The sequence below is a fragment of the Pseudomonas sp. MYb60 genome, from assembly GCF_002979555.1.
GTDB lineage: Bacteria > Pseudomonadota > Gammaproteobacteria > Pseudomonadales > Pseudomonadaceae > Aquipseudomonas.
The window spans coordinates 1-22,818 of the sequence record NZ_PCOZ01000033.1 but is presented as its reverse complement, the minus strand read 5'-3'; the positions used below and the strand labels follow the sequence as shown (position 1 = coordinate 22,818).

At 55.3% G+C, this 22,818-nt stretch carries 21 protein-coding genes and 1 pseudogene; 12 read left to right on the top strand and 10 right to left on the bottom strand.

Features of this window, described 5'->3' with window-relative positions; genetic code table 11:
- On the bottom strand, window positions 1-425 hold a 425-nt coding region (locus tag CQ041_RS25730; protein ID WP_105649063.1), incomplete at its 3' end, for an NUDIX domain-containing protein.
- Window positions 426-449: 24 nt separating this feature from the next.
- The gene (locus tag CQ041_RS25725; RefSeq protein WP_105525181.1) at window positions 450-1,295 is read right to left on the bottom strand and encodes an SDR family NAD(P)-dependent oxidoreductase; all 846 of its coding nucleotides are present in this window, start codon (window positions 1,293-1,295) and stop codon (window positions 450-452) included.
- Between the two features lie 162 nt (window positions 1,296-1,457).
- Between CQ041_RS25725 and CQ041_RS25720 the strand changes: the two genes are divergently transcribed.
- Window positions 1,458-2,384, top strand: a complete 927-nt coding sequence (locus CQ041_RS25720) for an alpha/beta hydrolase (protein ID WP_105525182.1) — start codon at window positions 1,458-1,460, stop codon at window positions 2,382-2,384.
- Between the two features lie 226 nt (window positions 2,385-2,610).
- Here the strand turns inward: CQ041_RS25720 and CQ041_RS25715 are convergent, their stop codons facing one another.
- The gene (locus CQ041_RS25715) at window positions 2,611-2,835 is read right to left on the bottom strand and encodes a hypothetical protein (protein WP_105525183.1); all 225 of its coding nucleotides are present in this window, start codon (window positions 2,833-2,835) and stop codon (window positions 2,611-2,613) included.
- 194 nt (window positions 2,836-3,029) lie between these two features.
- On the opposite strand from CQ041_RS25715, the gene CQ041_RS25710 reads away from it, so the two are divergent.
- The 4 genes from CQ041_RS25710 to CQ041_RS25695 all read left to right on the top strand — a co-directional run bounded on the left by CQ041_RS25710 (window position 3,030) and on the right by CQ041_RS25695 (window position 7,610).
- Window positions 3,030-3,533: a DUF4142 domain-containing protein gene (locus CQ041_RS25710; protein ID WP_105525184.1), complete on the top strand. Its 504-nt coding sequence runs from the start codon at window positions 3,030-3,032 to the stop codon at window positions 3,531-3,533.
- Between the two features lie 30 nt (window positions 3,534-3,563).
- Window positions 3,564-4,124, top strand: a complete 561-nt coding sequence (locus CQ041_RS25705) for a type 1 glutamine amidotransferase domain-containing protein (RefSeq protein ID WP_105525185.1) — start codon at window positions 3,564-3,566, stop codon at window positions 4,122-4,124.
- Window positions 4,125-4,345: 221 nt separating this feature from the next.
- Window positions 4,346-6,715 carry an autotransporter outer membrane beta-barrel domain-containing protein gene (locus tag CQ041_RS25700; protein ID WP_105525186.1) on the top strand — a complete coding sequence of 790 codons (2,370 nt, stop codon included), beginning with the start codon at window positions 4,346-4,348 and terminating at the stop codon, window positions 6,713-6,715.
- Between the two features lie 61 nt (window positions 6,716-6,776).
- Window positions 6,777-7,610 carry an alpha/beta hydrolase gene (locus tag CQ041_RS25695; RefSeq protein ID WP_105525187.1) on the top strand — a complete coding sequence of 278 codons (834 nt, stop codon included), beginning with the start codon at window positions 6,777-6,779 and terminating at the stop codon, window positions 7,608-7,610.
- A 12-nt stretch (window positions 7,611-7,622) separates the two neighbouring features.
- Here the strand turns inward: CQ041_RS25695 and CQ041_RS25690 are convergent, their stop codons facing one another.
- Window positions 7,623-7,829 carry a PLDc N-terminal domain-containing protein gene (locus CQ041_RS25690; RefSeq protein ID WP_105525188.1) on the bottom strand — a complete coding sequence of 69 codons (207 nt, stop codon included), beginning with the start codon at window positions 7,827-7,829 and terminating at the stop codon, window positions 7,623-7,625.
- 300 nt (window positions 7,830-8,129) lie between these two features.
- Between CQ041_RS25690 and CQ041_RS25685 the strand changes: the two genes are divergently transcribed.
- Window positions 8,130-8,603: a hemerythrin domain-containing protein gene (locus tag CQ041_RS25685; protein ID WP_105525189.1), complete on the top strand. Its 474-nt coding sequence runs from the start codon at window positions 8,130-8,132 to the stop codon at window positions 8,601-8,603.
- An 88-nt stretch (window positions 8,604-8,691) separates the two neighbouring features.
- Here the strand turns inward: CQ041_RS25685 and CQ041_RS25680 are convergent, their stop codons facing one another.
- Together CQ041_RS25680 and CQ041_RS25675 are read right to left on the bottom strand one after the other, a co-directional pair.
- Complete coding sequence (locus CQ041_RS25680) at window positions 8,692-9,237, bottom strand: putative natural product biosynthesis protein (RefSeq protein WP_105525190.1); 546 nt, start codon at window positions 9,235-9,237, stop codon at window positions 8,692-8,694.
- 62 nt (window positions 9,238-9,299) lie between these two features.
- Window positions 9,300-9,680: a DUF2946 domain-containing protein gene (locus CQ041_RS25675; protein WP_105525191.1), complete on the bottom strand. Its 381-nt coding sequence runs from the start codon at window positions 9,678-9,680 to the stop codon at window positions 9,300-9,302.
- Between the two features lie 181 nt (window positions 9,681-9,861).
- Here CQ041_RS25675 and CQ041_RS25670 point away from each other — a divergent pair, with 181 nt between their 5' ends.
- Together CQ041_RS25670 and CQ041_RS25665 are read left to right on the top strand one after the other, a co-directional pair.
- Window positions 9,862-10,467 carry an SCO family protein gene (locus CQ041_RS25670; protein ID WP_003174593.1) on the top strand — a complete coding sequence of 202 codons (606 nt, stop codon included), beginning with the start codon at window positions 9,862-9,864 and terminating at the stop codon, window positions 10,465-10,467.
- Window positions 10,467-10,934, top strand: a complete 468-nt coding sequence (locus tag CQ041_RS25665) for a copper chaperone PCu(A)C (protein ID WP_105525192.1) — start codon at window positions 10,467-10,469, stop codon at window positions 10,932-10,934. The genes CQ041_RS25670 and CQ041_RS25665 overlap by 1 nt, the downstream gene beginning before the upstream one ends.
- A 67-nt stretch (window positions 10,935-11,001) precedes the next feature.
- On the opposite strand, the pseudogene CQ041_RS26335 reads toward CQ041_RS25665, so the two are convergent.
- Together CQ041_RS26335 and CQ041_RS25660 are read right to left on the bottom strand one after the other, a co-directional pair.
- A pseudogene (locus tag CQ041_RS26335) lies at window positions 11,002-11,187 on the bottom strand (hybrid sensor histidine kinase/response regulator); the annotation flags it as partial.
- Between the two features lie 71 nt (window positions 11,188-11,258).
- A complete protein-coding gene (locus tag CQ041_RS25660; RefSeq protein ID WP_105525193.1) occupies window positions 11,259-13,622 on the bottom strand; it encodes an ATP-binding protein in 2,364 nt (787 codons plus the stop codon).
- A 679-nt stretch (window positions 13,623-14,301) separates the two neighbouring features.
- Here CQ041_RS25660 and CQ041_RS25650 point away from each other — a divergent pair.
- The 4 genes from CQ041_RS25650 (at window position 14,302) to CQ041_RS26680 (ending at window position 19,045) form a co-directional block, all read left to right on the top strand.
- Entirely contained in the window at window positions 14,302-14,862 is a 561-nt protein-coding gene (locus tag CQ041_RS25650; protein WP_105525195.1) for a hypothetical protein, read from the top strand.
- Window positions 14,863-15,042: 180 nt separating this feature from the next.
- On the top strand, window positions 15,043-16,698 hold the full coding sequence (locus CQ041_RS25645; protein WP_105525196.1) for a GGDEF domain-containing protein: 1,656 nt from the start codon (window positions 15,043-15,045) through the stop codon (window positions 16,696-16,698).
- A 704-nt stretch (window positions 16,699-17,402) separates the two neighbouring features.
- Window positions 17,403-18,686 (top strand): P-loop ATPase, Sll1717 family, encoded by a 1,284-nt coding sequence (locus CQ041_RS25640; protein WP_256586876.1) that lies wholly within the window; start codon window positions 17,403-17,405, stop codon window positions 18,684-18,686.
- Entirely contained in the window at window positions 18,665-19,045 is a 381-nt protein-coding gene (locus CQ041_RS26680) for a hypothetical protein (protein ID WP_256586875.1), read from the top strand. Before CQ041_RS25640 ends, CQ041_RS26680 begins: the two co-directional genes overlap by 22 nt.
- Before the next feature lie 434 nt (window positions 19,046-19,479).
- Here the strand turns inward: CQ041_RS26680 and CQ041_RS25635 are convergent, their stop codons facing one another.
- Both CQ041_RS25635 and CQ041_RS25630 read right to left on the bottom strand, forming a co-directional pair.
- A complete protein-coding gene (locus tag CQ041_RS25635) occupies window positions 19,480-20,037 on the bottom strand; it encodes a hypothetical protein (protein ID WP_105525197.1) in 558 nt (185 codons plus the stop codon).
- 715 nt (window positions 20,038-20,752) lie between these two features.
- On the bottom strand, window positions 20,753-22,567 hold the full coding sequence (locus CQ041_RS25630) for a DUF262 domain-containing protein (protein WP_105525256.1): 1,815 nt from the start codon (window positions 22,565-22,567) through the stop codon (window positions 20,753-20,755).
- Window positions 22,568-22,818: the final 251 nt, after the last annotated feature.

Sequence of the window (22,818 nt, the reverse complement as noted above, 5' to 3'; positions counted from 1 at the left end):
ACCCGATCCCCCGGCTGATACTCACCGATAAAAAAGTGAATTCGCTCCGTCACCGACCCCGGGCTCATGAACGCCGCATAGATCTTCTCGACATGCCCTACGCGGTAGCCGGTCTCTTCCTCGGCCTCCAGGCGAATGCGCTCTTCGGGGCTCGCGTCGTCCAGCAAACCGGCGGCGGCTTCGATCAGGTAGCCGTGGTAGTCATTGACGAATGTGGGCATGCGGAACTGGCGAATCAGCAGCACCGTTCGCTGTTCGCGGTTGTAGAGCAGGATGGTCGCGCCATTGCCGCGGTCATATACCTCGCGGGTCTGAGCTTGCCAGCTGCCGTCGCGGCGGCGCAGGTCGAAGCTGTATTTTTTCAGCAGGTACCAGTTGTCCGAGAGGGTTTCTTCGGCGGTGATGCGAACGGGGCTGTTGTCCATTGGCGGGTGTTCTCGAGTAGGGGGTTACGCTTGTTTGATGCTGTCCCAGGCGGCTGCGACTGCTTGCGCAGTGTCGGCCTTGATCCGCGCCAGGTTGCGTGGGTAGTCGACGCCGGGGTTTTCGGTGAAGCGGGTAGCAGTGAATTGGCCATTGCTGGCACGCAGGATATAGCCGGTGTCCTGGCACTGCGCCGAAGCCAGAAACACCACACCCGGTGTTACCCAGTCGGGCTTGAGCTCGTCAGGCTCTTCAGTCACGCCCCACATGCGGGTCTTGGCCACCGGCGAGACGGCATTCACCAGAATCCCGGCCTCGGCGCCTTCGTGGCTCAGCGCGTTCATGATCCCCAGTTGCGCCATCTTGCCGGCGCTGTAGGCCACCAGGCCGGCCTGTTCATACCGGGTGTACATGGCGCGGTCAGACGTGGTCAGGATGATACGCGGCGCGGATGAGCGCAGCAGGTGCGGCCAGGCGTGTTTGCATAACCACAGCGGCGCGTACAGGTTGATGTCCATGGCGCGTTGCAGGAACAGGGTGTCGAGGTCCTCGATGCGCTGATAACCCACCCACCCGGCGTTATGGATGAGGATATCGAGCTGACCAAAAGCCTCCAGCGTGTGTGCTATCAATTGCTGGCACCCTTCGCTGGTGGACAGGTCGCCGCCATGGCCAATCACCGTCAATCCCTCGGATTGCAACGCGTGCGCCGCCAACTGTGCCACCGAAGCATCGCTGCCCGCGCCGGCACTGTCAGCGCCGATATCGCTGATGACTACCCTCGCACCCGCCTGGGCCAGCGCCCGTGCATAGCTGAGCCCCAACCCGCGCGCACCGCCGGTGACAATAGCTGTCTTGCCCGTGAAATCCATATGCTTGCTCTCCTGTTCAGCCGCCTACCCTAACAACCCCTGCACGGGTTGTTCAATGCTGTAACACTTTGCAAGCAATCACCGGGGACGGCGGTCGTTTTAATTCCTGACGGCATGCCCCATCTGGTAAAAACCTTGCTTCACCTTTGCTCAGGAACCTTCATGTCTTCACGTTTTCTGTCGCGCCTGCGCCTGCGTTGGTTGCCCATGCTGTGCATGGCCGTGCTGATCGTCGGTCTGCCGGCGGGTTGCGCCCTGCTGCAACACAAGGAGCGCGAACTGGTATTTCGCATCGAACCGGGCACAGCGAGCTGGTACAGCGGCTTGCCCAAGGCGGTGCAGGAATTCGAACTCAAGCCCGCCAGTTTCAAGTCGGGGCAGAACATCCATGGTTGGTGGTACCCGGCGGACAAAAAAGACGCACCCGCGATCCTCTACCTGCACGGCGTGCGCTGGAACCTCACCGGGCAGTTGTTCCGCATCGAGCAGTTGCACGCCCTGGGTTATTCGGTACTGGCCATAGACTATCGCGGCTTTGGCAAGAGCCACGGCGAGCTGCCTTCGGAAGCGACCGTTTACGAAGACGCTCGAATCGCGTGGGAGCGTTTCCAGCAACTGCAACCCGCCCCAAGCAAGCGCCTGATCTACGGGCATTCCCTGGGTGGCGCAGTGGCCATCGACCTGGCTGCCGAGCTCGGCAAACAGACACCGTTGCCAGTGCGAGGGTTGGTGATCGAGTCCACCTTTACCTCTCTGGCGGATGTGGCTACAGCGGTGGCCAACACCTCGTTGCCGGTACGCTGGCTGCTGTCGCAGAAATTCGATTCCATCGACAAGATTGCCGACATCCATATGCCGCTGCTGGTGGTGCATGGCCTGGACGACCGCTACGTGCCGCCGCGTTTCAGCCAGCAATTGTTTGAAGCCGCCCAAGAGCCCAAGCGCCTGTTGTTGGTGCCGGGTGCCAGCCACAACAACAGCATGAGCCTGGGCGGTCGCAATTACGGGCAGGCACTGGAAACGCTCATGCAAGCAACGATGCCGACTCGGGTTGTGACGCACTCCACAGGCCGTGTCGGCGACTCGTAAAACACTTTTCGGCACTGGGTTCGCGCTTGCGTGTCAAGCGCAAACCCTGCCCATGCTGGCCCGCGCTGGCGGTTGATCAAATATTAACCTTTGGTTAAATCGCCATACCCACCGGGGTCTCGCAAAGTTATCCACAGAGATACCCACGGTTTTCGTGGACAACTCTTTTTACTTTTTTGCGTTTTTTGGGCCCGGTAAACCTCTTCGAGACAGGTGCACGCTGGGCTCATTGACCCAACTTGCGCTCAGCCTTGGCGGCCTGCTCATTGATCGCGTCAGTCTTGCGCTCGAGGTCCTTGGTAGACGTTGGGGTGACGACCTTATCGATGGTCTTGGTGTCGGGATTCGCCGGCTCGAGCGTCTGGCCTTTGGCAGGTTGCTCATTGCCCTTCTGCGCGTCTTCCGAGCTGATCGGCTCGGGAGTCTTGTCGTCGGTTTTGTGATCGCTCATGGGTTATCTCCAGAAAACACGGCGCCCGCAAAAAGGCGGGCAGTCATGCAGAAGAGCCCACCCGAATTCGATAGTTCAAGGTAAATCGCCGCCAGCACCGTTGGGGAAAAAATCACGAATTAATTTAAACCTTTGGCGAACGGGGTAGCTCAACACTGGGGTAAGGCATCACATCACTCCCAAGGAGCTACACCATGACTAATCAGTTGATGAAACAGATGGGCCTGACGTTTGCACTGGTTGCCGGTTCTATTTCCACCGCAATGGCCGCCACCTCCAATGACTTTGTCGACGAAGCCGCCCAAGGCGGTATTACCGAGGTGGCGATCGGCAAGTTGGCCTTGGAAAAAAGCGCCTCAGCCGACGTGAAGGCATTCGCTCAACACATGGTCACTGACCACACCAAAGCCAACGAAGAACTGGTCGCCCTGGCGAAAAAACTCGACATCGAAGTGCCGGATGATGCTGACCTGACTGACAAGGCGAAGAAAGCCATCCTGGAAATTCGCGAAGAATCCTTCGATAAGTCCTACGCCAATAATCAGGTCGCCGCTCACGAGAAAACCGTGGAGCTGTTCGAGAAAGAAGCCGCGTCTTCGGATAACACCGAGCTGAAAGCGTTCGCCACCAAAACGCTGCCAACCCTCAAGGCTCACCTGGAAAAAGCCAAGGCACTGCAAGCCAAGTACAACCAGTAATCCACTCGCTATTCAAGGAGGCCCTCGACCATGGGTGCGTCACTCAACGGCAAGAACATCCTGATCATCACCTCCAACACCGGCATTGAGCGCGATGAGTTGCTCAAGCCGCTGGAGGCGCTGCGTGGCTTTGGCGCGCGCGTTACCCACGGCGCCAGCGAAGGCGGTACCGTGCAAACCTTCGTCGGCGACACTGAAAAGGACCGCACCGTAGAATCCAACGCCAAGCTGGCCGCGCTTAGCGCGAGTGATTTCGATGCACTGGTCATCCCGGGAGGGACGGTGAATGCCGATACCCTGCGTCTGGATACGGCCGCCCTGGGGTTGATCAAGGACTTCGTCGAGGCGGGTAAAACGGTCGCGGCGATCTGTCATGGACCTTGGGCTTTGATCAATGCTGGGGTGGTTGAAGGCAAGACCCTCACCTCCTATAAAAGCGTGCGCCTCGACCTGGAAAACGCCGGCGCTGCCGGCTGGGTCGATGCCGAGGTGAAGCAGTGTGACGCCAATGGCTGGACGTTGATCACCTCAAGAACGCCGGATGATTTACCGGCGTTCAACGAGGCGATTGCCAAGGCATTGGCGGGTTGAAACCCAATCTAAAACAATCACAGGCGCCCAACGGGCGCCTGTTTTGTATCAGCAAGAACATTGATATAGAGCCTTTGCGTGTAGATTGATATCAAATTGACATAACTTGATGCATACCTGTACATTCGCCGCCGCTTGAGCGAGGGAACGCACATGGGTTAGCAGCCAGCGGCATCGCCCTCGCTATTAATCGATGTAGCGTTTTGAATTTAAGGAATGACATGTACCTCAAGCAGAGCCTGCTGGCAGTTGCCGTATCGGTCGCTTATACCTCCGCCGCCTGCGCCACGAATGGCACCGTTGTCGAGAACCAGGCCTTCGACCGTGACTACACCATTTCAACACCGGCAACAGCCAGCGGTGAGGATTCGATTGGTCTGCACCTGCTCGATAACGTATTTGGCGACCGAGGTGCTGACGACGGCGCCAACTATTACCACGGCGATGTCATCAACCAGACCACTGTCACTGCTTCCGGGGTCAACTCCAGCGCACTGACCATTGAGCTGACACATCAGGATTTCCCAGGCCAGGTGTTTGCCGGCTCCTTCTTCAACAAGCAGGGTGCGGTGATTGAAGCCACCGGTGCAGGATCCACCGGCTTGCATCTGTCAGGCGCAGCGTTTGGCGGTGTGGTCCAAAATGACGGCCGCATTGCCGGCGAAGGCGTCGGGTTGGACCTGGACAGCACGCGGGCCGATGACGGCTTCCACACCTCAATCCAAAGCCTCGACAATGCCGGTGAAATTGAAGGCACCGGCGCCAACGGCCGCGGCATTCTGGTCGACGGCGTGAACTTCACCAACCCGGTCAAAGGCATTACCAACACCGGCATTATTCGCGGTGGCGATATCGGCATTGACCTTGATCAGTTCACGATGAACGAAAGCATCTACAACCTGGCACCGGTTGAGACCACCCGCCTGCAAATCAATGCCGATGACGGCATCATCGAAGGTGGCAACTACGCCATCAAAGGCGGCGATGGTCGCGTCGACCTGAACATCGGCGAAGCCGGCAATATCGGCCTGTCGCAAATCATCGGCAACATCGACGGCATCGACCTGACTACCGTCAAAGGCAACGGGTTGATCAATGCTGCAGTGATTGGCTCGAACAACCTGCGCATCAACGATGGCGCGACCCTGACCCTCGCCGCGGCCCACACCACCCTGAACGGTGACTTCAACCTGGCGTCGGGCGGCACTCTGGGCCTGCCCCTGAGCATCGACACCCAGCCTGACACCCCGGTACTGAACGTAACCGGCGAGGCCAACCTGGCCAGCGGCTCGACCGTGGTGATCAACGCCAAGGGCTCCGACTTCGCCAAGGGCGGCGCCACTTATGACTTGATCGATGCTTCGACCTTGAACATCGCCCCAGACGTGGTAATCAAGAGCAGCTCTTCGCTGCTGACGGTCAACAGCACCACCCTGGCGAACGGAAAGCTGAACGTGAACGTCGCCAGTGTCGGCAGCGACGAGACGGGCACCGTGATCCAGAACGGCGGAGGCAATGCGAACACACAAGCGGCCACCAAGTCGTTCATGTCGATTGCCCAGCTATTGGGCAACAGCAACCCCAACGACCCGGTGCTCAAGGCGTTGATCGCGGCGGGCTCGGATGCCCAGGCTATCGCCAACGTGGCCAAGCAGTTGACACCGGAAGTCAACGGCGGCGCAGCTTCGGCGGCTAATTCCAGTATCAGCCTTGTCAACAATGCAATCAGCAGCCGTGCCACCGGCCTGCGTGCGGGTGAATCCTCGGGCGACCTGCTGACAGGTACCGGCGCATGGTTCCAGATCCTCTCGAGCCAGGCCAACCAGGACATGCGCTCCGGTGTGGATGGCTACGATGCCAACTCCCGTGGTTTCGCACTGGGCGCCGACCACAAGCTCAACGACAACACTGTGCTGGGCTTGGCGTACAGCTACGTGAAGACCAACGTCGATTCCGACAGCGGCAACAAGACCGACGTTGAAAACAACACCGTCACTGCCTATGGCACCTGGACCGAAGGCAGCTACTTCGTGGACGGCGGGCTGTCTTACGGATTCGGCAAAAACGACTCCAAGCGCTACATCGCCGGCACCACCGCCAAAGGCAGTTACGACAGTGACATGATCGGCCTGAACGTGATGGGCGGTTATGGCTTCCACTTCGACCACAACCTGGTAGTGGAACCGCGTGTGACCGCGCGCTACACCAACCTGTCGATTGACGGCTTCTCCGAAAAAGGCTCGTCCGCGGCTCTGAAGACAGGCGACCAGCGCCTGGAAGTCGGTGAGATCGGTGCGGGCGTGCGCATTGCTGGTTCTTTCGACCTGAGCAAGGGCACCCTGGAGCCTGAGTTCAAGCTGATGGGTTACCATGACCTGATCGCGGACAAGTCCAGCACCACGTCGGCCTTCACACTCGGTGGCAACTCTTTCGTGGCCACTGGTGTAACACCGACGCGCAACAGCTATGAAGTGGGTATCGGCACTAACTACAAGCTGGGCGCCGTGACCATCGGCGGCAGCTATGAGCGCCTCATGAAAACCGGCTTCGATGCTGATGCCTTCACCGCAAAAGTTCGCTACGACTTCTGATCAAGAAGCCTGGCAACGATCAGCCCGCCTTCTGGCGGGCTGATTACTTGGAGCAGACAAAATGCCAAGGTTGATTGTCGGCGTGCTGATGGGCGCTGCCTTGACTGCAATGAGTGGGTGTACAACGCCTCAACAACAGCTCAAAGCATTGGCGTCCGCACAAGGCGCGGTGCCCAGCGTGATTCACACCTCGCTGTATGACCTTCAGACACTAACGCCCAGCGGCCTGCCCTACGGTAAGCCTCTGACGATCTACATCGAGGGCGACGGCCATGCTTGGGCCACGGCGACCCAACCGAGCCTGGACCCATCACCTCATGCACTGGATATCGCCAGGCTGGCACTGGAGCCCGATCACCCGGGCGTTTACCTGGCGCGGCCCTGTCAGTTCATCATGAGTGAGCGCTGCGAAAAAAGCCTGTGGACGGACGCGCGTTTCAATCCGCAAATCATCACCGCCATGCAGGCAGCGCTGGACCAGTTGAAGCGCCGTTACCAGGCACCTTCATTGGAATTGATCGGCTATTCCGGCGGTGCGGCCATCGCGTTGCTCCTTGCAGGGCGCCGCGATGACGTCGACCGCATTCAAACGATTTCGGGGAACCTCGATCCCCACGCCTGGGTACAACTCAAGAACCTTAGCCCGTTGAGGGGATCCGCGGATCCTTTGAAGAACGCGCCACACTTGTCCACCATTCCTCAGCGACACTTCATCGGCACCGGCGACACAATTATCACTGCGCCGCTCATCAAGGGCTATCTGCACAAAGTCAGGCCGGCATGTGCCGAAGTCATCACCCTGCCGGGTACTCATAGTTCCGTGATCGGAGCAATTTCCCCACACGCGTTAAACCGACCAATTGCCTGTGGGCGCAACGTGCCGCCCGCAGAATGAAGACAGCGTTTTTCAGCTTCTACGCTGATCGGGCATCTCCCGTTTTGGCCCGAACATCGCCCAGGCAATCAAGCCGAACAACGGCACAAAAATCAATATGACCAACCACAAGCCCTTGGTCTCCCAGCCACCGGTGCTGCGCAGCACGACGTTGATCGCCCACAGTTCCAACAGCAGCAGAATCACCGCCAATGCGATCCAGATATATTCGATTTGCATGAGTCACCTCCTGAGGTCTAGTCATTAGGTCAAGCAGACCGCCCGAGGGTTCCCTTCAATTTTGCGCAGGGTGCTGCGCAGCCACGCACACGTCCGGAGTGCGCCGGCCCGCAGCGGCATATTGCAAGGCGTGAACGGGCTGACCATGCAAGCTGCACGACCTCCCTGCCTGCCATGCACGGCTAGCCCATTGATTACTCGGCGTATTTGCACACCCTCCCAGTTGGTATGACTGATGCACCACTGAAGAGACGAGGCATGCGCGTCGACATGCCCGACTGAATTCCGTGAGGTTTACCCATGAATGCCATCGATCTGCTCAAAGCCGACCATGAGCGCGTTAAATCGCTGTTGACTCAGCTCAGCGAATCCACTGAACGGGGCGTGAAAAAACGCACCGAATTGTTGGCCAAGCTGGAAGCAGAGATCAGCCTGCACACCAAACTGGAGGAGGAAATTCTGTACCCCGCCTTTCGTAAAGCAGGCGGCAAAGAGCAAGACATCATGTACCACGAGGCCAAGGAAGAGCACCGCACCGTCGACTCCCTGGTGTTGCCCGACCTGAAGCAGACCGAACCTTCCACCACCGAGTTTTCCGGACGGGTCAAAGTGGTCAAGGAATTGCTTGAGCATCACATCGAAGAAGAGGAAACCGACATGTTCCCTCAAGCCCGCAAGCTCTTGGGCAAGGCCCTGTTGGAGGAGTTGGGCGCAGAGATGGAAGCCATGAAAACCGCGCATAAAAAGGCATCGGCCAAGCCCATCGCGGCGTAACGCCGGCCTGTAGCCGAAGCCCTGTGGTGGGCTTCGGTTTCAACCAAGAGGATTGAGGTACGCCTCCACCTGCGACTGACACTTACGGTCACTTCACTGGCTGCCAACCTTCCACGTCGCCGGTAACAGTCAGGCGGCTCCAGGCAAAGTCACCGGATCCAACCGCAGGTGCCGGATGCGGGGCAGTGGGCATGGGTGGGCCTTTCCAGTCGTAAACCCGGCAGCCTTGCCAGACCAGCACGATGCCACATGACGGGCTCTCATCCGTCAGCACCCACTGTGCAGCGGCGGCCGCCAGGAAGGCTTCGATCGGCTGCTCGTCAATTTGCCCACGGTATGCCGAACTCAATAGCCAGCGGCAGACGTTCAGATGATAGGTCCAATCCTGCGGCGGGCGATTGCGGTAGGCCCACGTCATGAAGCTGCGAAACAGGTTCAGGCCTTCGGGTGGGTCGAGTTTGAGCAGCGCCGGGCAGATATCGAACAAGGTGTGCCAATGGGGCAACAACCGTGCATCGAGGTGCACGAAGCAGCGGGAGTTGCTGGGGTAGTCCGGCAGCGCCGGTTCCGTGCGCAGGCGGCGTGACGCCTTGCTGACCAGGCGACTGGCGCCTGCAGGTAACAGGTGGTTCATGAAACGCACTCGCAATCGTGACGATAGACCGCCCCCTGGTGTCAGGAGGCCCGGGGCATGCGTCAGGATGCGGGGGAAGCGCGGGGGTTGGCCGACGGCCAGGCGTATCGCGGTGGCGCCTTGTTGCGCTGCTCGTGGGCCGGGCGTGGCGCTTGGGTCAAACGGAGCAACCACGCCAAACCGATTAAAAACACCAGTGCGACAGTGACGGCGTTGCACACCGGGCAGGCAAAGTAGTTCGAGATGTTGCCAGATGCCGGGTTGTCCAACCCTTTGTCGGAAATCGGCGCGCCGCCTTCTACGGAACAGAACTGCCCACCGATGCCATTGAGCGCCAGGCCCATCATCTGCCCATGCCCCAATCCGCAGGCGAACAAGTTCATCAGCACGCAGAAGTACAGGGTCCAGACGATCAGCGAACGGTCGGGGCGGCTCAATTTCATGGCGGCGACTCTACCATCGCAAGCGCACCGAGATGAAGCACAGCGCGCCCCTGTGGCAGAACGTCGCACATTACGCGGGTCGATCAGGGTTGATAGACTTGGCGCCCTCCTCGTTACTCCTTTTTCAAAGCCGGCTGCGCAGCTCCACGGCAAGGCAGGCGATTCACAGGATGCACCGTTGATGAGTACGTTATTTACCCGCCGCAAGGTCCTGACCGGCATGAGTCTGCTGGGTCTGGGCCTGCTGGCCGGTTGTGACAACAGCCCCAGGTTGAACTTCAAGTACGGCAAGGACTTGAGCGACAAGATCATGGGCCGCACCTTCAAGCTCAAGAACACCGAGGGCGACACCGTGACCCTCAGTTCCTACCGTGGCCTGATGCCGGTGGTGTTCTTCGGCTTCACCCAATGCCCGGCGGTGTGCCCGACCACCCTCGCCCGCGCCGCCCAGGCCAAGAAGTTGATGGGCCGCGACGGCGAAATCATGCAGGTGATCTTCATCACCCTGGACCCGGAACGCGACACGCCCGAGATTCTCGACAAGTACGTCAAGGCCTTCGACCCGAGCTTCGAAGCGCTGTATGGCACCCCGGAAGAAATCGCCGTGGCCGCCAAGGAATTCGGGATTTTTTATGAAAAGATCCCCGCCGGCGACACCTACACCCTGTCCCATACGGCCACCAGTTTTGTCTTCGACACACGTGGCAACCTGCGCCTGGGGTTGCAGGCGTCCCTTACCGCTAAAGAGTGCGCAGAAGACCTGCTCACCGTCATGGAGGTCTGCTAATGACTGCCGTTCAACACCTCAAGCGCCTGACCCTGGCCCTGACCCTGCTGGGCTTCGCGGCGCATGCCAGCGCCCAGGTAACCGTGACCGACGCATGGGTACGCGCCACCGTGCCAGGCCAGCCCGCCAGCGGTGCGTTCATGGTCATCACCGCCGACAGCGACAGCCAATTGCTGAGCGTGGCCACCCCGGTGGCCAAGGACGTGCAGATCCATGAAATGAGCATGAAGGACGACGTGATGCGCATGGGCCCGGTGAAATCCGTCGCCCTGCCCGCCGGCAAGGCCGTCAGCCTCGACCCGAACGGCTACCACGTGATGCTGATGGGCCTGACCGGCCAGATCAAGGAAGGCGACCAGGTGCCGCTGACCCTGACCGTGGAAAACGCCAAGGGCGAGCAACAACAGATCGAAGTGAAGGCCGCCGCCCGTGGTCTCACCGGCATGGACCACAGCAAGATGCATTGACGGCCACGCGCCCTGTAGGAGCGAGCTTGCTCGCTCCTACAATGTGTCGTTATACATCTTTTGGCAGGTCTGCGGTCAACACGTCGCTTTTGTCATCGGATAACACGCCAATGCCAATCCTGGGCGCCTGGGTGGCGAGCAGCACGTTGTGGTCGTCTTCCACCAGGCACACTTTCAGGCCCGTGAGCAGCCCCAGGCCCACGCCTTCGACGTCCTTGTCCCGCAGTTGGCGTGCGCGATAGAACTCTTCGTACGGTGCGAATTCATGTGTCGTCGTTGTTAAGGGTGTTGGGGGGTGGGTTGAGAGGGGCTATGGCAAGAAGCTCAGGGTGCCAAGCCATAAGCTTCAGACGCCGGGTCGCCGCACTCGCCGTGAAACGGGGCAAGGCATGCTGCAAGCTCGCTTTTGCGAAACGGCTTTGTGAGCCGCGGCAGATCCGGATCAAGGCCCTCACGCTCGGCATAGCCGGAGACCAGAAGGATCGCGGTTCCAGGCCTTGAGGAGCGGACCACCCGGGCCAGATCGGTCCCGTTGATGCCCGGCATGAGGTGGTCCGTGATCAGCAGATCGAACGCCTGTCCGTTGGCAATCAGTTGCATGGCCTCTTCGCCTGACCCGGCCTCGATCACGCGGTAACCCAGCTCGGCCAGCATGTAACAGGTGCTCGCCCGTACCAGTTCCTCATCGTCGACCAGCAGCGCGATGCCGCGCGTCAATTGCGGTTCTGTCGCCTCGACAATGTGCAAAGGCACTGCCGGCACAGTCATGCTGCGCGGCAGCCACAGCTCCACTTTCGTCCCGGCACCCTGCGTACTCTGAATCGTGAGCGCACCGTTCAATTGTGATGCGAGCCCGTGCACCATCGAAAGACCCAGGCCAGTGCCTTTGCCGATCCCCTTTGTGGAGAAAAATGGCTCCACCGCTCGACCAAGCGTGGCGGCGTCCATGCCAGTGCCCGTGTCTGCGACGGTTAAACACAGGTATTCGCCTATCGGCAGTTTTGAACGGTGCTCATCGCCGACCAGCACTGTGCCGGCAGATATGCACAGGGTGCCGCCCCCGGTCATCGCGTCACGGGCGTTCACGCAGAGATTGAGAATGGCCATCTCCAGCTGGTTTTGATCGGCAATCGCAGCGGGCAGGTTCTCTGGAGCATCGACGACCACCTTTATTTTCGGTCCGGCCGTCCGGGCAACCAGATCGCCCATATCGCTGAGCAATCTCGCCACGTCGACCGGAACCGTCTGCAACGGCTGGCGGCGTGCGAAGGCAAGCAGTCTCTGCACCAGCGTCTTGGCACGCTCCGCCGATTGCATCGCCCCCGAGATGAGACGCTGCTCTCGTTCGCCACCCACTCCACGTCGCAGGAGCAGATCGAGCGTGCCCACAATGGGCGTGAGCAGGTTATTGAAATCATGTGCAACGCCGCCGGTAAGCTGCCCCATCGCTTCCATCTTCTGGCTCTGGCGCAGCGTCTGCTGGACCTCCTCGCGCTCGGCGATGGCCTGGACAATGCGTCTTTCAAGGGTGTCGTTAAGCTCCCTCAGCTCCTCCTCGGCAGCCTTGCGAGCAGTGATTTCGATGGCGGTGCCGGTGATGCGCAAACAGACACCGGCAGCATTGAAAACCCCGCGCCCCTTGGCCGCGATCCAGCGGACGATACCGTCCTCACGGCCGATCGTGCGATAGTCGACCTCGTAGAGCGCGCGACGCTCGGGGTCAGCGGCCGCCATGAAGGCGTCGATCGTCGCATCACGATCCTCGGGGTGCAAACCATCATAGAAGTCCTGGAGCGTGACGGTCACATTGGCCGAGATGCCGAACATCGCCTTGGTTTGTGAGGGCCAAACCAGCGTGTCACGAACCCAATCCACATCCCAAAAACCCACATCGGCGTGGTCAACGGCAAGGCGCAACCTCGACTCGCTGAAACGGATCGCGGAATCCGTGCGTGCACGGTGAACAATCAGTCCGACCGTATGAGCCACGAAGTCGATGATTTCGATATCCGCGGGTAATGGCTCACGCAACTCACGGTGATACAGGACGAAAGCACCGAGCAGTGCGCCCTGCGCCGATCGGATAGGGACTGACCAGCAGACGAACAGCCCATGTCCAACGGCCAGGTCGCGGAACTCGCTCCAGCGTGGGTCGATCATGATGTCGGCCACTGCCGTCAATGCGGTCTGGTTGTGCAAAAACGGGGCGACAGCAATGGCTGTGAGCGCGTCAGTGTAAGCATCAGGCAGACTCGGCCCGGCGCAATGCTCCACGTGATCCCTGGCCTCATCCAGGAGCACGATGCTCCCCACGAAGCCCGACATTGACAGCGCTTCCACCTCGCGGACGATTGCATCCAGCGTAACGTTCAGGCTTGTGACTTCTACAGCCAGCTCCAGGATTCGATGCTGAGTGGCCCTTAGCGCTGCCCCGCGATTGCGTGCCTGGGTCAGACGCGCATTCTCGATGGCGATCGTTGCCAGTCGCGCCAGGCTTTCCAACAATTTGATCGTACCAGGCTCATGATCGCGAACCTCCGACCAGTAAGCGCCAAGCGCCGAGAACGGAACAGGTCTACCGATGGGTACCATCACGAGGCTTCGGACAAAGGTTGGCGCGTAAGCGTCCTGCGGGATGCGTGGATCGAGCCAAACGTCACGGATGGCAACCGTCTCACCGTGGCGCATCGTCCAACCAGAAATGCAGTGGTCAATCAGGAAGCTCTGTCCTTGCCAAAGGGGAGAGACCGCATCTTCGGCTACATAAGAACAGTAGCCATCATTTTCGATGACGACCGCAATGCCCTCCGCGCCTACCGCAGCGCGCGCGGTGTCCCTCAACACAGCGACGACCTCGTCCACCGAGGCCGCACTGGTCAGCCTCTCACTGGCATTGAGCACATGAGACAGGCGGTCATCACCGATCAGGTCCTCGGGAACATTAAGCAAACGGATCTCCCAACGGCCGCAAAATCCTGTTCCGCAGCAGGGTTCAAATTGAAGGAGGGAAAGAGATGCCGAAGCGCGACTCTCTTTTCGCAATAGCCGAACCTCAGTCTCTCAGAAAATCGCGCGCCAAGCATCACCATGGCGGTGTTTTACGAGGGCATGCTCGACCCTAAAAATTCGCCTTACCTTGGAAGCACGTCTGGTGAAGTCATATCGACCAGCAACGCACAACGCGTTAACCCCGGGCAAACCTGGATTGGGGCAAAGAAAGCACGGCGGCGGCCTTTTCTCTCGCCCGAAATGTCGCGCGTACAGACGGCCCTGTTATGCTGATTCAGCCGCCCGGCGTGTAGTTACGATGCTAGACGGCATTAAGTGACAGGCATGTCGGCTAATTGATAGTTAGGGAACACTCAGTATGCGTCGCTTGATAGCCAACGGATTTGTGTTTGTGAGCATTGCGATACTCTGTTCCAGCTGCACATCTTATTCGTCCCAGCCGACAATCAACGAACCCGTTGAACCCGAAACACAAGAAATCATCTCCAGCTTCAGTTACGCAATAAACTCCCCATGGAAAGACAGTCGCTTCGGCAAGGACGCATACGCAGCGACACTCAACGTCATTCCCGATGCACAGGATAAGGGCTCCCACCTCGCCACCCCGAGCCTGCCGGCATTAGAAATAAAGATCTCGGAGTTCTCATCGGGCGGCGCTTGCGGACAAGATTACTTGACGGGCCTGAGTCTGGGTTTGATCCCCAGTTGGTGTACGCGGACAGACCTTTTCAAGTTTGATTTTATATTGAATAAGGACCAGCGCTTTTGCAGGCAGAAAACCTACTCGATAAACTCGACGTCGTTTTCACACCTCACGATGATTCCGTTTGCACTCTTCAATACGGGTAATCAGCCATTGACGCTCTATCAGGCGGCACTTAAAGATTTTCTTCGAACAGGTCAATGTGCGACGCGTTGAAGGCAGCTTCTGGCCGATAGCTTCCTGTTTTACGGAAGCATGCGCCAACCACGCAGCAAGGAAGGATAACTTGCGCTTGGATTATCGTAGCGCACGATTGCTGGCCCTGTACGGGCGATGTCACAATGGTGGGTCACGCCTCACATGCTCAGCGATTAGCGCGATTTTCGGACTACCATCATGCACAGCCTCTGTTGCTGTTCTAACACGCAAGGCCCGCCGATAAGACCTCTCTCGGCCTGGCTGCGTCGACTGCTGTGTTTAGTGCTGCTTTCGGATCAGTCTGCGTGGGCGGATCCTGGCCCTCTTCAGAATGTCGCCAAACAAGTGATTGATGTACAACTACGTTGGAAACATCAGTTCCAGTTCGCGGGCTACTATGCCGCGATCGATAAGGGCTATTACCGCGAAGAAGGACTGGACGTGCGCTTGCACGAAGGTGGCCCCAATGTCACACCAGTCGAAGAAGTGCTCTCTGGACGTGCTCAATACGGCGAAGCCAATAGTGAGTTGCTCTACGCACGCCTGCATGGAAAGCCCTTGGTAGCGCTGGCGGTGATTTTTCAGCATTCACCTTCGGTGCTCGTGGCTCGCACAGACCAAGGCATTCGCACTGTGCACGACCTGATCAGCAAGCCGCTGATGTTGATGGATGCACAGACCGATGCTGATTTTCTGGCGATGTTCCGTAGCGAGGGTATACCTCTCGAAAAACTAAAACTGCTACCCAGCAGTTTTGAAATTGGGGATCTAGCCAGCGGTAAGGTGACGGCGTTCAACTCGTACCTGACCAACGAGCCCTTCTACCTGCAAGAGCGGGGCGTGGATTACAACATCATCTCGCCCGTCACCTACGGGATCGACTTCTACAGCGACATCCTGTTCACCAGCCAGGCAGAGATTGACGAAAATCCACAGCGGGTCGAGGCCTTCCGCCGCGCTACCTTGCGCGGCTGGCGTTACGCGATGGACAACCCCGAGCAAATCATAGACCTGTTGCTCAATCAGTATTCGGTGGAGAAAAGTCGCGCGCACTTGCAATTCGAAGCTGAGGCCATGCGTCCGTTGGTGGTATCTGACCTGATAGAGATCGGTCATATGAACCCTGGACGTTGGCAACGTATGGCTGAAACCTTCCTGGAGTTGGGTATGGTCGACAATATCGCCAGTCTGGAGAACTTCATTTACGATCCAAACCCACCACAACTCGTCGAGCGGCTGCGTAAGACCATTGTGTTGATCAGTATTGGTTGTGTGCTTGTACTTATGTTCGCTCTGGTTCTGTTAAATGCCCAACGCCATCTGCGCAACGAGATCAAGTTGCGCAAACTCGCCGAGGAGGCAGTACACAAGCTGGCCTTCTATGACAGCCTGACTGGCTTACCCAATCGCAATAGCTTTATTCCCTTTGCTAGTCAGAAACTTCTGGCCGCAAAGAGTAGTGGAGACTATTTGGCCCTATGCTATATCGACTTGAATCACTTCAAGCAGATCAATGATATTTTTGGCCATCAGGCAGGTGATGCCATCCTGATCCACGTTGCCACGGCCATCAAATCCAATATTCGCGAGTTCGAAATAGCCGCGCGCATGGGGGGTGACGAATTCGTAGTGCTGCTCGACGGCGCGCATCACAGAGGTGATATCCAGCGCATCACCCATGAAATCTGCAAGGCCGTCAACCTGCCCATTCGATGGAAAAACAGCCAACTCACAGTCAGCGCCAGCCTAGGGGTGGCGTGGTATCCGGAAGATGGCGAAGTTCTGGACGATTTGATTTTCAAGGCCGACACCGCCATGTTTCAAAGCAAAGCCAGTACCGCTGCGCAAGGTTGAAGCTGCTTAAAGACTGGGTAGTTGGAAGCCAGTACGCCACTATGGTTTGCGTCAGCGCTGTCCTTCGCGTGACGCTACTAAGCAGCTCGGTGACTGACCTGGATTGTAGATGTTAAATGGGCTAAAAAAGCTGCCTATGATAGTCCTTGTCCGTTTCTGGCCGGTTGCTGCCCGTCACGAACGGCGGAAATCGGCCAAAAGCGGTCACTCGCCAGTTGCTTTTATCGACCCAAAGCCGCGTCTGAAGTGCCTGCGTTATTCGATAGCACTACCATTATGCCGACAAGCTGTTGGATCGGCACGACATGGTTCAGCTCACCATCCTCGGCGCGCATTCGCCAATTCTGTGATGAGCAAATCTTAAAATGTGGAGATTGTGATAGCGATGATCAATTGATTGGCCGTTTTGGCTAAGTCCCGCTTCCCGCTGGGGGCATATACACTGGCACGTCATGCGGGACAGTGCCTCTATCATCGAAAAACTGATCCGGACCGATGAGTTTCAGAAAATCGCCGATGAATCCGTGCAACTGAAGAAAAGCCAACCGTCAGCTTGCCGCGAGCAGACCCTGCGAAATCGGAACTTTTTACTTGCACCGGCATAATGATATCCTCGAGTATGGCTTGACTTCGTCTGCTCCGCTACGCCCGCTATCACAAACAGGTTTTATAAAATTTTAAGGGATTAAAATGGACGATAAAGCTTGAAAATAACCCGAAACTTGAAGGTGGGAGCTCTCGATGCGGAGGGCGACGCTGAACTACTGAATCGGTGTTTCGTCGACAACGGTTATTTGAGCCGGCTGATGGACGTGGACTCTCCTGAATCAATAATTCTGGGGCGTACTGGATCGGGGAAAAGCGCTTTACTTTATAAGATTCAATCCATGGCTCAGAAAGTTGTTAAGCTTGACCCTAACGATATTTCTGTCCGTTTTTTAGAATACTCCGATATCATTCAATTTTTTTGTGCGCTGAATATAAATCTTGACCTTTTTTATAAGCTGTTATGGCGCCACGTACTGACAGTAGAGTTTTTGAAGCTCAGGTATGATATAAAAAATGAGTTTGAAAGTAGAAGCTTTATCGATGGGCTCGTCAGTAAATTCAGTAGGGATATAACCAAAAAAAAAGCACTGGAGTACTTCAGTGAGTGGGGAGATCGCTTCTGGCTAGACACAGATGAGCAGCTTCGGATAATAACAAATAAGCTGGAGTCTGATACAAAAATCTCGATAGGCGCCAAGTATGCCGGTGTCGCTCTTTCGTTAGAGGGGGCAAAAAAATTATCTGATGAAGACAGAGTCGAGATCAAGCAGCGCGCCAGTCTTGTGGTTAACGGTTTACAAATACGTAAACTCAACGAGGTTTTAGATTTACTAGCTGAACACTCCTTTGATGACCCTCAGAAAAGATTTTACATACTAATTGATCAGTTAGACGAAGAGTGGGCGGGCACAGAAACTAGGGTTCGATTTATCCGCGCCTTAATAGAAGAGATTAAAACATTTCGGCGCATTCGGCAGACGAAAATAATAGCAGCACTGCGGAAGGATTTGCTAGTCCTCGTATTTGACATGACCCGGGACTCGGGATTTCAAGAAGAGAAATATGAATCATATCTCCTTGAGCTAAGATGGTCGCCTAAGGAGTTGGCGCGCCTCATAGAGATGCGCATAAACGAAGTTTTCAAGAGTCAATATACTAAGCAGCTGGTGAACTTTGACGATGTATTTCCGAAAGCCCGTAAAGGAGGGGGGCAAACTGCAATGGAGTTTATTGTTGAACGCACCTTGCGGCGCCCTCGTGACATATTGCAGTTTGTCAACGAGAGCTTTGCTATCGCGGCTGATCGTGAACGCATATCTTGGAGGTCTCTGTTTGCGGCTGAAGCGCAATATTCAGAGAAGCGTTTGAAATCGTTGAAGGAAGAGTGGGTGAGGTTCACCCATCTTTTGAAGAATCGGTGGAAGTCCTTCGTGGCTTAAAGGCCACTTTCACTCGTTCGATGATTAAAGATGCAAGGCTGGAAGATGTTATGTTGTCGCTCTACGATAATGACAATTCTGATCCATGCGTAGCCATAGTCAAAAAATACTACGACGGCCAGGGGGTTAAGGAATCTGATGTTCTGTCAAGCTTACTTTCCTGTTTATATCGCATAGGTGCTATTGGAGTGAAAACTGGGGCTATGGATACGTATATCTGGTGCTACGTTGATCAAGCTGCAGTTACCAGAGGTGAAATTAAGCGAGTTGAGCACATGAAAATTCACAAAATGCTTTATCGTGCTCTTGATGTGATTACTGACCAAAGAGAGATATTTGAGGCTGAAGACCTAGACTAACAATATTGCTTTGCTTGGCATGGTCGCGGTTATGGTTCCGTATGCCCTGCATGGCCTCTCGGTGTAGACAGTTTGTGCGTGGATATAACACATCTGCGCTAGCAATTGGCTCCACATGGCCGGTTCTCGCACGTGGTAACGGGTAGAGAGCGGTTATAAGCAGAGGTCCGAATGTGAACGCAGAAGGATTGTCATTCGGGACTTTTTTTCCAAAATTTTGGGTATGAGCTTCATCACTTCAGATGAACTACGACTCTCAATTTCATACTTTTCAAGATCGATCGTGGCTTGGCCTTTTGACAATACATGATTTCGCTCCCCGGCAAGTAACGATTTACTAGCCTCACGTGCGGCCTCTTCATCGTCAGCCAGCACCGCTAACACCAACCCTAGATACTTAATTTCTAGATTTGCAAGCTCATTTTGAAAGTATTTTATTTCTGAAAAACCTGCTTTATAAAGCCGCAAAAAAACAATGAGAAAGCTTGAGCAAAGATAGCTAGCGATAGCTTCGGGACAAACATTAGAGTAAGCACACCTAAGTCTAGCAGCCCATTTGGAACAGCTAGTCTATATGCTTCAAGCCCGATAGTATTTAAGGCCAAAGACGACAGAACAACTAGTGCCGCAGTGGTGATTATCACGCCGAACACAAGATTGGCAGTCCCACGCCTTCCTAAAGCCGCGCTTTCAGGCAATAGCCTTGCTCTTGCGTTATTAAAAGCTTCTTCTATGGGCGGAAAGGCGTGTTTGATTTGAGCGATCTTTAGCGACTGATCAGTTAGCTCGTGCCAAATTTCCTCATGACATTGCTTTTTAATGGTTTCAACGGTACTTCTAATCAATACGTCGTGATTAGAGTCGTCGAGCCCCTTAATTTTGTCTGAGAGCGATTGAATCTCGCCCTCAACAAAATCAACCCAATCAGACATGTTCTGTGTTATGTAATTTTCTTCGGTCGGACGTCTGTACTTTTTTTCCAGAACGCCCAAAGTGGCTCGCCTTGAACGCAATAATAAAGCACGAATCCGATGCAGAACAGGAAAGTTTAAAATGATACTGCATCAAAGACCTCATCAGGAAAGGGAATAATTTGCAATATTCGATCATTTCTAGCCTACGCGGAAGCGTAGAATACAAAACAAACAAATAAACCAACTAATAAAATTACTCGATATCTGCGCGTACGCTTCTCAAAATATCTTTCTCTAGATTGATAATAAATTAAGTATTCTTAACTGATGGAAGAGCTTTATCGAACGTCTTCTTTTGGCCGGAAGCTGTCTTTCGTGAAGGGCAGCTTCCGGCCAAAAGCAGCCATTAACCATATACTGAACTAGGGGGGGGGATCAGTACTTTTAGGCAAGTAGTGCGAAGTTCTCGGGTAGATGTACGGCAAGCCTAATAGCGACGCCTTTCGTACATTTACGTATTTTTCCGCGGACAGTCCCCATGAAAAAGCTAGGTAGCCTCACTCCTCGTCGATATCAACCCAACGTACACCTGTGACGATTCCCCAATTACCCTTCTGATTGGGCCTGCGCCAGTAAGCCGAAGGCTGGGCTCTCAAGTAGGCCAGTGCTTGTTCAAAGCTAGCAATTTTTCGCTCGTCTCCTTTGCGGCCTACGGTAAATCCTCCGGCAGCTATTAACTTGTGCGAGAAGGTGGAACCATCCTTGGCCTGTGGTACGAGGGGAGACGAGGAAACTACTTTTTTGACTCAGTTACCTCATATTCTTCCTCTGATTCAGCGGTTTTTGCTGCCGGCAATGTTTCGCCAAATCCTAGAATTTCAGCATAGCGCTTACGTAGTAAAACATTCCTCGCATCCAGGAAGTCCAGGAATCGCTCGATTTTGTACAGCGCCGGCTCTGTCGGAATAGAATGCTGAGTAATTAAAGTCGGGTTGCGGTCAGCCAGCCACACCTCAAAAGGTGTATCTGACTTCTCAATGTTGTCGAGGTAAGGCAGCAATTGCAGGTTACTCAACCGGTCCTTGCCATGAAGGTAAGCATCTACCTCTAACTCGGAAATACCTTGGCCAAGCAACTTTGTCTTGGTCAGGCTGCCTTGAGGAAAGATGTGATCGACATGGTACTGTGCGCTCCCCCAGCGGGTGTCCGGATGAAGCAGGGAAATAGCGAAAAAGCAGGTCCACTCCTGATATGTCAGAGACAGCAGATCGTCCAGACTACGAGGGTCGGTGAAATCAATTTGGCTCTGCCGGCGTAAGCCGATCAGTAGCGCTTGCTCTGGGAAATCATTGGAGGTGGCCATGCTTTCCTGAATGATTTTTCGGGATTGACTGATGGTTCCGTCGGACGATCCGCCGAATGTACTGGCCAGTAATGCCTTGAGGAGCCAACGGTGCATGGCGCGAACGGCTTCGACTTGCCTGGACTCAGTAGAATTGAAACGCATGGAGGTTTGGAAGAAGTAATAGGCGATCGGCAATAGAGCATTGGCACTTGTCAGTGTTTCGCGGTCGATTCCGAAGTCATTGGTTAGGCGCACAGTCATTTCTAAGGCGGTTTTTATCCGGTCCCAGTTATCACGGATCAGGTCTAAATTTTTCTTGGTGAAATTGGATACTTTGTAAGCATTTGGTAAATCAGACAGTACCAGACAGGCTTTCATTACCCAGTCTTTGTCGAAGTTATTGTTTCGGGCCAGACCAGTGTTTAAGTAATCCACAAACCCATAAATTTCTTCTCGGGCATTGAGATCTCCCCAGGTCGTGGTAATAGTCGACAGCAACAAGTCCGACTTGCTGAGCTTGGTGCCGCCTTCATTGGCACGGACAAAAATGTCCAGAACCCGCTCCAGAGAGCGACTTGTTTCGGTAAAAAAAGCGATGGATTCATCCACCCAAATGGCATGGTAGAGTTTTTTCAAATTGCGTTCGATTATCCTGCAATCTACACGACTGACATCTTTCTCCTCTAGGGCCTCCAGCATTTTTTCCAGATAGGCATCAAATTGATCCTTATCCGCAAACTGCATGATGTTACTGACAGGAAACCAGTGAGTGTTTCCTTGAGCCGCTGGTAGCGAAGTGAAGAAAGATAGGCCGTAGGAAACATCAGATTCAGCTTCCTCGTCACTAGCATCTTTCATCAAATCGAGATAAAGATTTTGTCGAACCCAAGAGTCAGGGTTTTGCCAGCGCTTTCCTTTGAGTTTGACCTTGTAGCTACCACGCAAACCAATCAACAGAGAGGTCAAGCGTTGCTGTCCATCAAGCACCAGCGTCAGGTGTTGGTCGTTGATCCTGGCCTCTTCATTATGGAAGTCGCCAAATTTGAAATCTTCAACAAATTTATAAATGTCGAGCTTTTCAGCTTGAGAAGGATCTATGTCCCAAAAGAGAAATGAGCTTATCGGATAGCCTTTGAGCAAGCTGTCGAACAAGCGAACAATCTGTTCTGGTGTCCATACGTAAGGGCGTTGGATGGCTGGCAGGTAGTAGTCACGATTCAAGCGGCGGATCACGCCCGCAATGGTGCTGGATTTGTAAGCCATGTTTCATCCTTGGAGTGAGCCGCAGAAAGGGGAGGCAAAGTAGGCGGTGGAAACCGTTGCCGAAGTTAGCTCAGGCACCTGAAGGTAGCAACTGAATGAGTTAAACCGCTGCTGGTGACTGAATCGTCCCCACTTTCGTAGACGTCTCGAGCGTCTGCTTCTGGCCGAAAGCAGACATTCGCGAGCTTCAACACTTCCCCGGAAACAGCCACATCCAACACCCCTCCCCATCAACCCCGATGAACTTCAAC

Excerpts from the sequence above, each read along its gene's own strand:
- CQ041_RS25630 (WP_105525256.1), bottom strand. The coding sequence starts at position 22,567 with ATGGCTTACAAATCCAGCACCATTGCGGGCGTGATCCGCCGCTTGAAT.
- CQ041_RS25700 (WP_105525186.1), top strand. The coding sequence starts at position 4,346 with ATGTACCTCAAGCAGAGCCTGCTGGCAGTTGCCGTATCGGTCGCTTAT.
- CQ041_RS25715 (WP_105525183.1), bottom strand. The coding sequence starts at position 2,835 with ATGAGCGATCACAAAACCGACGACAAGACTCCCGAGCCGATCAGCTCG.
- CQ041_RS25680 (WP_105525190.1), bottom strand. The coding sequence starts at position 9,237 with ATGAACCACCTGTTACCTGCAGGCGCCAGTCGCCTGGTCAGCAAGGCG.
- CQ041_RS25645 (WP_105525196.1), top strand. The coding sequence starts at position 15,043 with ATGCACAGCCTCTGTTGCTGTTCTAACACGCAAGGCCCGCCGATAAGA.
- CQ041_RS25665 (WP_105525192.1), top strand. The coding sequence starts at position 10,467 with ATGACTGCCGTTCAACACCTCAAGCGCCTGACCCTGGCCCTGACCCTG.
- CQ041_RS25660 (WP_105525193.1), bottom strand. The coding sequence starts at position 13,622 with ATGCGCCACGGTGAGACGGTTGCCATCCGTGACGTTTGGCTCGATCCA.
- CQ041_RS25695 (WP_105525187.1), top strand. The coding sequence starts at position 6,777 with ATGCCAAGGTTGATTGTCGGCGTGCTGATGGGCGCTGCCTTGACTGCA.
- CQ041_RS25670 (WP_003174593.1), top strand. The coding sequence starts at position 9,862 with ATGAGTACGTTATTTACCCGCCGCAAGGTCCTGACCGGCATGAGTCTG.
- CQ041_RS25690 (WP_105525188.1), bottom strand. The coding sequence starts at position 7,829 with ATGCAAATCGAATATATCTGGATCGCATTGGCGGTGATTCTGCTGCTG.
- CQ041_RS25685 (WP_105525189.1), top strand. The coding sequence starts at position 8,130 with ATGAATGCCATCGATCTGCTCAAAGCCGACCATGAGCGCGTTAAATCG.
- CQ041_RS25650 (WP_105525195.1), top strand. The coding sequence starts at position 14,302 with ATGCGTCGCTTGATAGCCAACGGATTTGTGTTTGTGAGCATTGCGATA.
- CQ041_RS25710 (WP_105525184.1), top strand. The coding sequence starts at position 3,030 with ATGACTAATCAGTTGATGAAACAGATGGGCCTGACGTTTGCACTGGTT.
- CQ041_RS25720 (WP_105525182.1), top strand. The coding sequence starts at position 1,458 with ATGTCTTCACGTTTTCTGTCGCGCCTGCGCCTGCGTTGGTTGCCCATG.
- CQ041_RS25675 (WP_105525191.1), bottom strand. The coding sequence starts at position 9,680 with ATGAAATTGAGCCGCCCCGACCGTTCGCTGATCGTCTGGACCCTGTAC.
- CQ041_RS25725 (WP_105525181.1), bottom strand. The coding sequence starts at position 1,295 with ATGGATTTCACGGGCAAGACAGCTATTGTCACCGGCGGTGCGCGCGGG.
- CQ041_RS25705 (WP_105525185.1), top strand. The coding sequence starts at position 3,564 with ATGGGTGCGTCACTCAACGGCAAGAACATCCTGATCATCACCTCCAAC.